The sequence below is a fragment of the Glaesserella australis genome (assembly GCF_003260095.1).
Taxonomy (GTDB): Bacteria; Pseudomonadota; Gammaproteobacteria; order Enterobacterales; family Pasteurellaceae; genus Glaesserella; species Glaesserella australis.
The window spans coordinates 20,101-32,061 of record NZ_PTPX01000009.1; the positions used below are offsets into that span (position 1 = coordinate 20,101).

12 protein-coding genes are annotated in these 11,961 nt (G+C 38.5%); 4 read left to right on the top strand and 8 right to left on the bottom strand.

Features of this window, described 5'->3' with window-relative positions; translation table 11 throughout:
• Positions 1-4: 4 nt before the first annotated feature.
• The 7 genes from C5N92_RS04455 to rplM all read right to left on the bottom strand — a co-directional run bounded on the left by C5N92_RS04455 (position 5) and on the right by rplM (position 5,406).
• Positions 5-1,336 carry an L-cystine transporter gene (locus C5N92_RS04455; protein ID WP_111749662.1) on the bottom strand — a complete coding sequence of 444 codons (1,332 nt, stop codon included), beginning with the start codon at positions 1,334-1,336 and terminating at the stop codon, positions 5-7.
• Positions 1,337-1,420: 84 nt separating this feature from the next.
• The gene (locus tag C5N92_RS04460; protein WP_111749663.1) at positions 1,421-2,176 is read right to left on the bottom strand and encodes a Zn-ribbon-containing protein; all 756 of its coding nucleotides are present in this window, start codon (positions 2,174-2,176) and stop codon (positions 1,421-1,423) included.
• Positions 2,177-2,268: 92 nt separating this feature from the next.
• Entirely contained in the window at positions 2,269-3,156 is an 888-nt protein-coding gene (locus C5N92_RS04465; RefSeq protein WP_111749664.1) for a cation diffusion facilitator family transporter, read from the bottom strand.
• Positions 3,156-3,698, bottom strand: a complete 543-nt coding sequence (locus tag C5N92_RS04470; RefSeq protein ID WP_111749733.1) for an ABC transporter ATPase — start codon at positions 3,696-3,698, stop codon at positions 3,156-3,158. The genes C5N92_RS04465 and C5N92_RS04470 overlap by 1 nt, the downstream gene beginning before the upstream one ends.
• Positions 3,699-3,705: 7 nt before the next feature.
• On the bottom strand, positions 3,706-4,479 hold the full coding sequence (gene yaaA, locus C5N92_RS04475; RefSeq protein ID WP_111749665.1) for a peroxide stress protein YaaA: 774 nt from the start codon (positions 4,477-4,479) through the stop codon (positions 3,706-3,708).
• Between the two features lie 87 nt (positions 4,480-4,566).
• The gene (gene rpsI / locus C5N92_RS04480) at positions 4,567-4,962 is read right to left on the bottom strand and encodes a 30S ribosomal protein S9 (RefSeq protein ID WP_006249344.1); all 396 of its coding nucleotides are present in this window, start codon (positions 4,960-4,962) and stop codon (positions 4,567-4,569) included.
• 15 nt (positions 4,963-4,977) lie between these two features.
• Positions 4,978-5,406, bottom strand: coding sequence for a 50S ribosomal protein L13 (gene rplM, locus C5N92_RS04485; RefSeq protein ID WP_012621589.1), 429 nt, complete (start codon positions 5,404-5,406; stop codon positions 4,978-4,980).
• A gap of 303 nt (positions 5,407-5,709) precedes the next feature.
• On the opposite strand from rplM, the gene C5N92_RS04490 reads away from it, so the two are divergent.
• Both C5N92_RS04490 and bioD read left to right on the top strand, forming a co-directional pair.
• Complete coding sequence (locus C5N92_RS04490; protein ID WP_111749666.1) at positions 5,710-6,102, top strand: Z-ring associated ZapG family protein; 393 nt, start codon at positions 5,710-5,712, stop codon at positions 6,100-6,102.
• A gap of 222 nt (positions 6,103-6,324) precedes the next feature.
• On the top strand, positions 6,325-7,044 hold the full coding sequence (gene bioD, locus C5N92_RS04495; protein WP_111749667.1) for a dethiobiotin synthase: 720 nt from the start codon (positions 6,325-6,327) through the stop codon (positions 7,042-7,044).
• Positions 7,045-7,108: 64 nt separating this feature from the next.
• On the opposite strand, the gene glpX is transcribed toward bioD, so the two are convergent.
• Positions 7,109-8,128, bottom strand: coding sequence for a class II fructose-bisphosphatase (glpX, locus tag C5N92_RS04500; RefSeq protein ID WP_111749668.1), 1,020 nt, complete (start codon positions 8,126-8,128; stop codon positions 7,109-7,111).
• A gap of 194 nt (positions 8,129-8,322) precedes the next feature.
• Between glpX and glnS the strand changes: the two genes are divergently transcribed.
• Positions 8,323-9,999, top strand: a complete 1,677-nt coding sequence (gene glnS / locus C5N92_RS04505; protein WP_111749669.1) for a glutamine--tRNA ligase — start codon at positions 8,323-8,325, stop codon at positions 9,997-9,999.
• Positions 10,000-10,325: 326 nt separating this feature from the next.
• The gene (locus C5N92_RS11360; protein WP_111749670.1) at positions 10,326-11,918 is read left to right on the top strand and encodes a tetratricopeptide repeat protein; all 1,593 of its coding nucleotides are present in this window, start codon (positions 10,326-10,328) and stop codon (positions 11,916-11,918) included.
• The last annotated feature ends 43 nt before the right edge of the window (positions 11,919-11,961 follow it).

Here is an 11,961-nt window from a genome sequence, read left to right on the forward strand (position 1 = left end):
TTTTTTACACATTTTTATTTTTCAAAAATTTATTGCTTAATGTACCCGCGACCATTGCACCATTTACATTTAATGCTGTACGCCCCATATCAATCAAAGGCTCAATGGAAATGAGTAATCCCACTAATGCTAATGGTAAATCTAATGCAGAAAGTACTACAATTGCCGCAAAGGTTGCACCACCACCCACGCCTGCAATACCAAATGAAGAAATAGCCACAACTAAAATTAAGGTTGCAAGATATTGAATCGTGAATGGATCCACACCAACCGTTGGCGCAACCATCACGGCTAGCATTGCAGGATAAATCCCTGCACAGCCATTTTGACCAATTGTTGCACCGAAGGTTGCTGAGAAGTTTGCAATGACACTGTGATTACCTAATTTATTCGTTTGAGTTTCAATATTTAAAGGTAATGTCGCTGCACTTGAACGAGAACTGAAAGCAAAACTTAACGTTGGCATCACTTTTTTATAGTAATCAATCGGGTTAATTTTTGCTAAGAGTAACAAAATACCGTGCACCACAAACATTAAAATGATAGCAATATAAGATGCCACAATGAAACTACCTAAATTCATAATATCTGCCCATTTAGATGTTGCCCCCATTTTAATCATTAACGCAAGTACACCATAAGGTGTTAAACGAATAACGAAGCGAACTAAACGCATCACTAATTTATTTAGTGTATCAACACCTTGAGCAATACGATCACCCAGTGCTTTATCTTCTTTCGCTAAACTCAATGCTGACACACCTAAAAAAGCTGAAAAAATCACCACACTGATAATTGATGTAGGGTTTGCGCCAGTCAATTCTGCAAATGGATTACGAGGAATAAAGGAGAGTAACATAGCTGGTACTGTTAAATTACTCACTTGCTCTACTCGTCCGTCTACTTTTGCTTGAGCCGCTAATTCACGCTCTCCCGCCACAAGCCCTTCAGCAGATAAATCAAAAAGATAGACCATTGCAATACCAATTGCTGCTGAGATTGCTGTTGCTATAAGCAATATAGATAAAACACTAAAACTGATTTTGCCCAATGATCCCGCTTGATTTAAACGTGTTATAGCAGACAAAATTGAGATAAATACCAATGGCATAACAATCATTTGTAGCAAACGCACATAACCATTACCTACCAAATTTATCCAATCTAATGTAGTGTCAATAACTGCTTTATCATAGTATGTTTGTAATAACACACCTCCGACTAAACCTAAGAGTAAAGCAATAAAAACAGTACGCCCTAATTTTTCTGTTTGTTTGAATATTATCGCAAGCAAAGCTAGCAAACTTGCGAAGACAGCTAAGTTTAAAATAACCATAGTTCCTCCATAAAATAAAAGCCAAGAATACGATCTCGGCTTGCTATTTTTCAAGTAGATTTATTTATGTGATATAGCTTATAGTTATATGATTTCCCAACTCAAATTCGACACCAGTCGGCATTGATCGCATTTGAAATGAAAAATCTCGTGTAGCGGTTGAGCCAGTTTCCAATTACCATGACAACTCGGGCAAAGACGTTGATGTTCAATATCTGGGTTTGTGCCTAAGCGATAAAGATAGTAATAGGTTGGCACATTGGTGTGTTGTTCAAGTCGCTGGCTTAATACTCTGCCCTGTATGGCAAGTTCGCTATCGACATCACAAATCTGTGCTAACGCTTGCTGTTCAAGGGTTGAGGCGTTCATTTGAAGTTTGTCACACGCTTGCCAATCTTCTTGCCATTTCAGCACTCGTTCGCTTAACGATTGATTGGCTAAACGGTACAACGGCACGGGGCGAAAGGTTTCGCCGTCATAAATCGGTGAACAAGTATCTAAATGGGTGGTGTAGAGAATCTGAAAGCTCGGATTGTCATTATCGCTCGTCTCTTCCGCCTGATAATCTCGCCCGATCAATTCAAAATATTCAAACACCACACCTGCTTCTTCTGCTTGGGCTAAGGCTTCATCAACTTCAAGACTATTATTTTTAGGCAACAGACTATCTTGCTTTGGCGTAGAAAGGCGAACTTGAAATTCAGTTTGATGATAAGTAACCGCCATTTCTCGCCCAATTACTTGCCCGTTATAAAGCCATTGATTAAGCACTTGATTAATCAGTGTCACAGGATCTTGCTCGAAATGTTGATAACTGAAATGGGCTAGTATTTGGTACATATCATCTCTCTATTTTTTTATAATGTAGGGACACACGCAGTGTGTCCCTACGCCTACTTTGATGTTTTTATTTGCGAATATCGAAGTTGAACTTAACCTTTTTCCTGCTTCACAATCGTTGTCGGTTCTTGATGGATCATCACTTCCGAATGGGGAAATGCCGATAAGATCTTTTTCTCCAGGCTATCGGTAATATCATGAGCGACAACCAATGGCAGATGATCATCTAGTTCTAAATGAAGCTGAATAAAGCGAATTGCGCCTGCTCGGCGGGTTTTCACATCGTGAATGCCGATAATACGCGGGTGTTGTAAGGCGATAGACCAAATCTGATCAACTTCTTCTTGCGGTAAAGCTTTATCCAATAAAGATTGCATTGCCTCCCAACACATTTTGCCTGCGTTGAATAAAATATAGATCGCAATTCCAATGGCAAACAAGGCATCGGCATAAATTACACCATAAATATTCAATATCATTGCAACCAAAATCGCCGCATTCATATACAAATCTGTCTGGTAATGGAGTGAATCAGCTTCAATCGCTGGGCTTTGTGTGAGTTTTACTACGCGCTTTTGGTACCAAACTAGCGCCGCAGTGAGCACGATTGAAAATAGGCTAATCGCAACGCCCAATTCACTACTCTGTACTAATTGAGGCTCCGTTAAACGTTGAATACCTTGTAGTAACAAAAACGCTGCCGAGCCGGTGATAAAGGCACTTTGAGCCAATGCCGCAAGGGATTCCGCCTTGCCGTGACCAAAAGTGTGATCGTCATCGGCAGGTTGTAGGGCAAAACGTAGTACCAACATATTAGTAAGTGATGCAAAGAGATCGACTAATGAGTCGGTCATCGCCGCCAAAATCGCCATTGAGCCTGTTTGCCACCACGCAAATGCTTTGGCGATAATCAAGGTAAATGCCACAAAAACGGCGAAGTTCGCCGCACGTTTAACTAATTTCGTATATTGTTGTTCCATTATCGACACTCAATTTGCCACGCTAATTGCGAAAATTGTAACGCCATTTGCTGAAGTTCGTGAAGATAAGCGGTCTGATTTGGCGATTTTTTTGCAGAAACTGACCGCTTGTCTGACCATTGCATTTGGCTGTAACCACATTGCGACTCTCGCCCACGGCTCACTTCAAGCTGATAATCGTTGAAACGTGCTGTCGGCGGATATAACACTTGGCTTTGCAATTCATCCCTAACAATGCCAACGGTCGCTTTAGTTTCAGGCTGTTGAGCAAAGGTCTGTTGGCGTAACGCTACCCTTTCCGCAAGGCTTTTCTGTTGGCTGTTTTTATCGGTAAACAACAAAATCCCCTGTTGCCACTGGTCAGGTGTTTGATGACTGCCTTGTGGTAAAAAAAGTGACTGTTGCATTTCATCAATCTGATTTTGGGTTACTTTTTCATAAGTTTTCCCCTGAAAATTAACCTGATCGGGTATCGAAAATTGCGGTTGCGTGACGACACAGCCTGTTAAAAACAGGGGTAACAAAATAATTTTTCGTAACATTGTCACGTTACTGTCCCTCTCGTTTGAAGACTAACTCAGTTTCTGTGGAGCTATCTTCATCAAACCAGTAACCTCCGAAATTAAAGGCTTTCAACTGTTCAACGGTTGTCGGCTGAGTTTGCAACATAAAGCGCACCATCATGCCCCGTGCTTTTTTAGCATAGAAACTGATGACTTTATATTTGCCATTTTTCTCATCTAAGAAGACGGGTTTTACAATTTTTGCGGATAATCTACCCGCTTGTACTGCGCCGAAATACTCGTCTGATGCTAAATTGACTAATAGATTATCGCCTTGTTCATCAATAGCTTGTTGTAGGTGATCAGTAATCACATTGCCCCAAAAGTGATAGAGATCTTTGCCTTTCGGGTTGGCAAGTTTCGTTCCCATTTCTAAGCGGTAAGGTTGCATTAAATCCAACGGTTTTAACAAGCCGTACAAGCCCGACAACATCCGCAAATGGTGTTGAGCATATTCAACTTGCTCTGCCGTTAAGGTTTCCGCTTCTAGCCCTGTGTAAACATCGCCTTTAAAGGCAAATAAAGCTGGCTTGGCGTTTTGTTCGGTATGGGTTTGCGTCCACTCTGCAAAACGTGCGACATTCAAGCTTGCCAATTTATCACTAATCGACATCAACGACGCCACTTCTGCAGGGGAAAGCAGTTTACAAATATCGATCAACTGTTGGCTGTAAGCGGTCAGTTTTGGTTGAGAAAAGGTAAATCCATCAATTTTCGTTTCAAAATCAAGGGTTTTGGCTGGAGAAATAATGGCTAGCATAGAAATCCTTAAAAGACAGAAAGATTTGAATTATAGCAAAAAAGAAAAGGCAGGAAAATTCCTGCCTTTCTGGTAAATACTTTCGTATTAACGTTTTGAGTATTGTGGACGACGACGTGCTTTGTGTAAACCCACTTTTTTACGTTCAACACGACGAGCATCACGGGTAACAAAGCCCGCAGCACGTAATGCTGGACGAAGAGTTTCATCGTATTCCATCAATGCACGAGTGATACCGTGACGGATTGCACCCGCTTGACCAGAAATACCACCACCTTTAACAGTGATGTATAGGTCTAATTTATCTGTTAACTCAACTAATTCTAATGGTTGACGAACGATCATGCGAGCTGTTTCGCGACCGAAGTAAACTTCTAAAGAACGTTGGTTAATGGTAATGTTACCACTGCCCGGTTTGATAAATACACGAGCTGAAGAGCTTTTGCGGCGACCTGTGCCGTAGTTTTGATTTGCTGCTGTCATTTTTATGCTCCGTGATTAGATATCTAAAACTTGTGGTTGTTGTGCCGCGTGGTTGTGTTCGTTACCTGCGTACACTTTTAATTTACGGAACATTGCACGGCCTAATGGACCTTTTGGCAACATACCTTTAACCGCAATTTCAATCACTGCTTCTGGACGACGAGCAATCATTTCTTTGAAGGTTGCATCTTTGATACCACCTACATAGCCAGTGTGCCAGTAGTAGATTTTATCAGTTTCTTTTTTGCCTGTTACCGCTACTTTTTCCGCATTGATAACGATGATGTAATCACCTGTATCAACGTGTGGAGTGTACTCAGCCTTGTGTTTACCACGAAGACGACGTGCTAATTCAGTAGCTAAACGACCTAAAGTTTTACCTGTCGCATCTACTACATACCAGTCACGTTTAACTGTTTCTGGTTTTGCTACAAAAGTTTTCATTAATTAAATACCAAAATTTAAAGTTTAAACCCAATATCCTTAAGGATATTACCTAATACGGTAGAATCCGACCCCTTCGAGTCAATTCTGACCAAACATGTACGGTGGGAAAACCATACAAAAACAGGGTGGCAGAATTATACAGATCTCTGAAAGAAAAATCTAACTCTTTTTTTATAAAAGTCTATTTTTGTGGATCAGCTCAAAATTCTCATAAAAAAATTGTCATTTTGCTTCTCTTTACGTAAAGAAAATGGTTAGAATTCGTTGCTTTCAACCTAAATCTAAAGAAAGGAGTGAATTATGGAACAATGGTCTGGTAATGTTTGGACAGCAATTATTGCTGCATTTATTGTGGGTTGTATCATTGGTTATGTTTTTGTGAGAGCAACTAATAGCAATGTAAAAAAACAGCTCCAACTTGAAGCAGATTTGAAAGAAGCAACTAAGAAATTAGATGAGCAAAAACAGCAATTAGAGCAACATTTTGAACAATCTGCTACCTTGCTTGCAACACTTGCAGAAGATTATAAAAAACTTTATACACATTTAGCCAAAGGATCAGAATCACTTTTACCTTCTGATGCCACTAAAATTGAGTTTTTCCAACAACCTACTATTGCAAACAAATCAGAGACAGAAGAAGATCAACCTAAAGATTATTCAGAAGGATCATCAGGGTTATTAAAATCCTAATATAGTCTAAATAAGAAAGGGTTAGCACACATGCATGCTAACCCTTTCCTAATTTTTTATATTGTCCCTTATAATTTTTAGTCGATTGATTATCTATCATATTTAGTGGATTAATTCAGCTAACTTGCCAAGTTGATACAAATAATTTGATCAAGCTCATTATCTTTGATGTATTTTTCACTTACAATTCCAAGATCCTAATTTTTATTACAAGAGAAAAAAATGCCTTGCTTATTTATTACAGGAACAGATACTAACGTTGGAAAAACAATTGTGACGAGAGCATTACTACAAACGATCTCACAATATGAAATCCCCGTTGTAGGATATAAGCCTATTGCTTGTGGCGGAGATGATTCTCTCCCGACAGAACCCAACCATGATGATTATGCTTGTGAAGACAATAGTGATGTATTAATTATTCAAAAAAGTTGTCCGCAACCTGTTAGCTATCGAGAAATTAATAGCTACTCATTTATTCATTCTAGTACTCCTATTTTTGCAGCGCTTGATGCAGTACGCCATATTTCTGTGGATAAGCTTGATAAAGATCTGCAACGTTTACATAACCAGTATAGTAATGTCCTTGTCGAAGGGACTTATGGTTGGTTAACACCGATTAATAAAGATCTTTGCTTTGCTGATTGGGTCAAGAAAAATAAAATGCCTGTTGTACTCGTTGTTGGCATTAAGGAAGGCTGTGTCAACCATGCACTGTTGACTGCAGATGCAATTCAGCAACAAGGTGTTGAATTAGTTGGTTGGGTAGCTAATCGCGTAAACCCAGGATTACGCCACTATGCAGAATTGATCGAATTGCTTAGTCAGAGAATAAAAGCACCACTATTAGGGCAAATTCCTTATATTGCATATCCAGATAAAAAGGATCTGGTTTCTTATATCCAAAATCCAGACCCTTTACTACGTTATTTTAAAAAATAATATGCTTAATATCTCTTATGCCTAATCTATATTAGGCATAAGTTTCTTTCGTAGATTGATAGATTTACGCTTCAATTAAACGATGTAGTTCAGTATCTTTTCTATCTAAATAGTGATAAGACTGAATCTTACGAATAGTTCTAGAGCGTCCACGAATTAGTAAGGTCTCCGTCACTGCCAAATTGCCTTTACGCTGAATCCCTTTGAGTAAATCCCCTGAAGTAATACCTGTTGCAGAGAAAACCAAGTTATCGTCACGGACAAGCTCTTCCAGTTTAAGAACAGTGTTAATCGGTACATTTAATGCTTCACAACGATTAATCTCTTTTTCGGCATAAGCAAAATTCTCAAGGGTATTCCCTTTTACTTGATTGCGTGGAATTAAACGGGCTTGCATATCTCCACCTAACGCTCGTACAGCTGCAGCAGCGACAACGCCTTCTGGTGCACCGCCAATACCATAAAGCATATCAAGGTCGGATTCAGGCAAACAGCATTGTACCGCGGCCGCCACATCACCATCAGGAATAGCCATAACACGCACACCTAAATTCTGCATTTCAGCAATCACCGCTTTATGACGTGGTTTATCCAAGACAGCTACCGTTAATTGTGAAAGTAATTTACCTTTTTTAGACGCAACACGGCGTAAATTTTGTTCAATCGGTAGATTTAAATCGATCATTCCTTTCGCTTCATTCCCGACAACCATTTTTTCCATATACATATCAGGGGCTTGTAAGAATGTCTCTTTACCGCCAGCAGCTAACACAGACAAGGCATTCGCCTGCCCCATTGCTGTCATACGAGTTCCATCAATAGGATCAACGGCAATGCAGACTTCTTCATCTTCTGGACGGCACAATCCAATTTTTTCCCCAATATAAAGCATTGGAGCTTGGTCGATCTCCCCTTCTCCAATTACCACTTCGCCTCGAATTTCCATCTGATTTAATAAAAAACGCATTGCTTTCACCGCAGCATCATCGGCAGCATTTTTATTGCCACGACCAAGCCAAGCAAATGCCGCTAATGCCGCCGCTTCTGTTACACGAGAAAATTCGATAGAGAGAGATCTTTTCATTTTAGGTCCTTAATATCAGATGTGTTTGCAAAGAATTGAAGGAAACCTACCGCTTGTAGTAGGTTATAGGCGGGAGCAAATTGTAGGCTCTAGCGTTTTTTTAGTCAAATTTTATTGTAAATCCCCGAACTATTTTGAGTTAATGTCGATTAAAGTGTAGAATGTTTTGTTATTTTTCACTGTAAGAGAAAATTATGAGCAACGAAGAGATTTTAAACAACGAACACAGCGATGTTCGTGCCAACTTTATTACCCACATTATTGATGAAGATTTAGCTTCAGGTAAACACAATAACGTTTATACCCGCTTTCCGCCTGAGCCGAATGGCTATTTGCATATTGGTCACGCTAAGTCGATCTGTTTAAACTTTGGGATCGCAGAAGATTACAAAGGCTTATGTAACCTACGTTTTGATGATACCAACCCTGTTAAAGAAGATGTGGAATATGTGGATTCCATTAAAGAAGATGTGAAATGGTTAGGCTTTGAATGGGAAGGCGAGCCACGTTATGCGTCCGATTATTTCGACCAACTTTACGGCTATGCGATTGAGCTTATCAACAAAGGTTTGGCTTATGTGGACGAACTTTCGCCTGATGAAATGCGTGAATATCGTGGTACATTAACAGAGCCAGGTAAAAACAGCCCTTATCGTGATCGTCCGATTGAAGAAAACCTTGCGTTATTCGAGAAGATGAAAAACGGCGAAATCGAAGAAGGCAAAATGAGCTTGCGTGCCAAAATTGATATGGCATCGCCGTTTATCGTGATGCGTGACCCAGTGCTTTATCGCATTAAATTCGCCAGCCACCACCAAACAGGCGATAAATGGTGCATTTATCCAATGTACGATTTTACCCACTGTATTTCTGATGCGATTGAGCGTATTACGCACTCTATTTGTACTTTGGAATTCCAGGACAACCGCCGTTTGTATGACTGGGTGTTAGAAAATATCAGTATTGAGCGTCCGTTGCCACATCAATATGAGTTCTCTCGTTTGAATTTGGAAGGTACATTAACCTCTAAGCGTAAGTTGTTGAAATTAGTTAATAACGGCATTGTGGACGGTTGGAACGACCCTCGTATGCCGACCATTTCAGGTTTACGCCGTCGTGGTTATACCCCTGCGTCAATCCGTGAGTTCTGCCGTCGTATTGGTGTTACCAAACAAGATAACGTGGTGGAATACAGTGCGTTAGAGTCTTGCATTCGTGATGATTTAAATACCAACGCTCCACGTGCAATGGCAGTGATCAACCCTGTGAAAGTAGTGATTGAAAACTTTGAAGGCGAAGAGTGGCTAACTGCTCCAAATCACCCGAACCGTGAAGAATTGGGTAGCCGTGAATTGCCATTTACCCGTGAATTGTATATTGATGAAGCGGACTTCCGTGAAGAAGCAAACAAACAGTACAAACGCCTTGTACTAGGTAAAGAAGTGCGTCTGCGTAATGCCTATGTGATTAAAGCGGAACGTGTGGAGAAAGACGCAAGCGGTAAGATTACGACAATTTATTGCACATACGATCCTGAAACCTTGGGTAAAAACCCTGCAGACGGACGTAAAGTTAAAGGCGTTATCCACTGGGTTTCTGTGGTGCATAACAAACCAGCAGAGTTCCGTATTTACGATAAACTCTTTACGGTGGCAAACCCAGGGGCAGAAGAAGATATTTGTTCAGTAGTAAATCCAAACTCTTTAGTGGTCAAACACGGTTTTGTTGAGCCAAGTTTAGCCAACGCCAAAGTAGAACAAGGCTATCAATTTGAACGTGAAGGTTATTACTGCTTAGACAGCAAAGACGGCAGAGCTGATAATCTCGTGTTTAACTTGACGGTAAGTCTGAAAGAAAGCGTGGCGTTCTAATTTTACGGTTGTAGAACTTACACAAACTCCGTGTAGGGGCAAGATTTATTCTCACCCGAAATACCTGAGCTTAAAGTCTCTCATAAAAGGCTTTAAGCTCTCTTTTCTAAAATAATTAACATTTCTTTCTTCTAATTTTTATTTCCCAAACCTTATAAAGTAATAATTTCCTATTTATTTGATTCAAATAAAAGAATTTATTCTTCAACACATTTATTTTTCTTACTAAAAAATTAAAATAGATAATATATTATGTGGAAATCATTCCATTCTTAGCTATAAAAATAACATAGCAAATACTACTTATCATAAGAAAAGGTGAGAAAATGACATCATTAGAACAATTAATTAAAGAAGGAAAAGAACTATTTAGAGAAGAACGCTATGATGAAGCAATTAATAAACTAAGTCAGGCATTGGGCAATATTACAAATAAAGACTCACATGTACCACAACAAGCTATTATTCATTTCGGGTTAGGTCGTTGTTATTTAAAAAAAGCTATTCAGACCAAACAATTAGACCTATTTGATAAGATTTATAAGCATTTTACAGAATTGAAAAATTTAATAGCACAACTAGCTGATGGAGAAAATAAAATACACAACCAAATTATTGTCCATCGTTGGTTAGGGCGTTGTTATTTAGAACAAGCTAAGCAAACTAAACAATTAAACTTATTTGATAAGGCTTATAAGTATTTTGTAGAATGCCAAAATTTAATAGAGCATCTACCGGAAGGAGAAAATAAGGTACACGAAAAAACTAAGGCTCGCCATTGGTTAGGGGATTTTTATTTCAAAAAAGCTATTCAAACTAAAGATAAAAAATTATTAGAAAAATATTTTCAAAATAAAAATGAAGGAATTATAAAACAATTACCAACTCAACTTCCTTCAGGTTTAAAAAACTCGATTGCATCTATTTTAGCTGTATTAAGCATTTCACCTGTTGAGTTTAATAAACCACTGGCACATTATACTAGCCCCCATGTGTGCGAAAAATTATTAAATATACGTAGAAATAATTCAGAACAAGAAAATGGTCCTAGTCCGATGCGAATGAATAGTTCTACTTATATGAATGATCCATTCGAAGGGAAATGCTTGGCTGAGTTTTTAGGTCTTCAGGATATCGCATTAGAAAATAAAACCAATTTTTCTGAAAATAATGCATTTTTTACTTGTTTTTCTGCCCGTGTTAATGATTTAAATCAATTCCGTTTATACGGTAAAGTAGATAATACTGAAGCATCAGGTTGCTGTTTGGTATTTAATAAATATGGTAACTGGATCAAAGAACCTGATATCGGTGCTTCTTATGCCAAACTCAATTATACAAACGATGATGAACTCGCTACTACTGAGTGGCAACCATCGTCTAATAATTTACCACTATATCAAATAGCCTATATTTTTTACCGTGATGACTATGTAAAAAAAGATGAGTACGATATTTTAGATAAAAAAATTTCAGAAAATTTTGGTGTTCGGTTAAAGCCAATCAGTAATCATAAACAATGGGAAAAAGTAAGAAAACAAAAACTTAGAGAAGCTTTAACAGAATTAAAAGAATTTTTTGAAAAAAACGATGCTAAAAAACATAAAGCTGCTTTGGAATATATCCGCTATTTGTTTAAAGACTATGCTTTCCGTGATGAAGAAGAATTTCGTCTACTGAAAATAGAACAGCTCGGTTCAGACAACATTCAATATTGTGAAGTAACCAATTCTACATATGTTGAATATGGAGATATTTGTACACAAGTTGATGAAGTTATTTTAGGAACTAATTATGAATACACGGAAGAAAACTTAAAAGCGGAAGTATTTTATCACCTTTTAAGAAAAGAATTCCCCAAAATTCAAGTCTCCCATTCATCACTACCAATTGCATCAATACAACGTAAAAAGAGCTAATCGGCTAATTAGGAAATAGCTACTATTTAACAAACAAAAATGG

What these genes read in the sequence shown, in the direction of transcription:
- glnS (WP_111749669.1), top strand. Translation starts at nt 8,323, where the DNA reads ATGAGCAACGAAGAGATTTTAAACAACGAACACAGCGATGTTCGTGCC.
- C5N92_RS04460 (WP_111749663.1), bottom strand. Translation starts at nt 2,176, where the DNA reads ATGTACCAAATACTAGCCCATTTCAGTTATCAACATTTCGAGCAAGAT.
- C5N92_RS04490 (WP_111749666.1), top strand. Translation starts at nt 5,710, where the DNA reads ATGGAACAATGGTCTGGTAATGTTTGGACAGCAATTATTGCTGCATTT.
- rplM (WP_012621589.1), bottom strand. Translation starts at nt 5,406, where the DNA reads ATGAAAACTTTTGTAGCAAAACCAGAAACAGTTAAACGTGACTGGTAT.
- C5N92_RS04465 (WP_111749664.1), bottom strand. Translation starts at nt 3,156, where the DNA reads ATGGAACAACAATATACGAAATTAGTTAAACGTGCGGCGAACTTCGCC.
- C5N92_RS04455 (WP_111749662.1), bottom strand. Translation starts at nt 1,336, where the DNA reads ATGGTTATTTTAAACTTAGCTGTCTTCGCAAGTTTGCTAGCTTTGCTT.
- rpsI (WP_006249344.1), bottom strand. Translation starts at nt 4,962, where the DNA reads ATGACAGCAGCAAATCAAAACTACGGCACAGGTCGCCGCAAAAGCTCT.
- glpX (WP_111749668.1), bottom strand. Translation starts at nt 8,128, where the DNA reads ATGAAAAGATCTCTCTCTATCGAATTTTCTCGTGTAACAGAAGCGGCG.
- bioD (WP_111749667.1), top strand. Translation starts at nt 6,325, where the DNA reads ATGCCTTGCTTATTTATTACAGGAACAGATACTAACGTTGGAAAAACA.
- yaaA (WP_111749665.1), bottom strand. Translation starts at nt 4,479, where the DNA reads ATGCTAGCCATTATTTCTCCAGCCAAAACCCTTGATTTTGAAACGAAA.
- C5N92_RS11360 (WP_111749670.1), top strand. Translation starts at nt 10,326, where the DNA reads ATGACATCATTAGAACAATTAATTAAAGAAGGAAAAGAACTATTTAGA.
- C5N92_RS04470 (WP_111749733.1), bottom strand. Translation starts at nt 3,698, where the DNA reads ATGTTACGAAAAATTATTTTGTTACCCCTGTTTTTAACAGGCTGTGTC.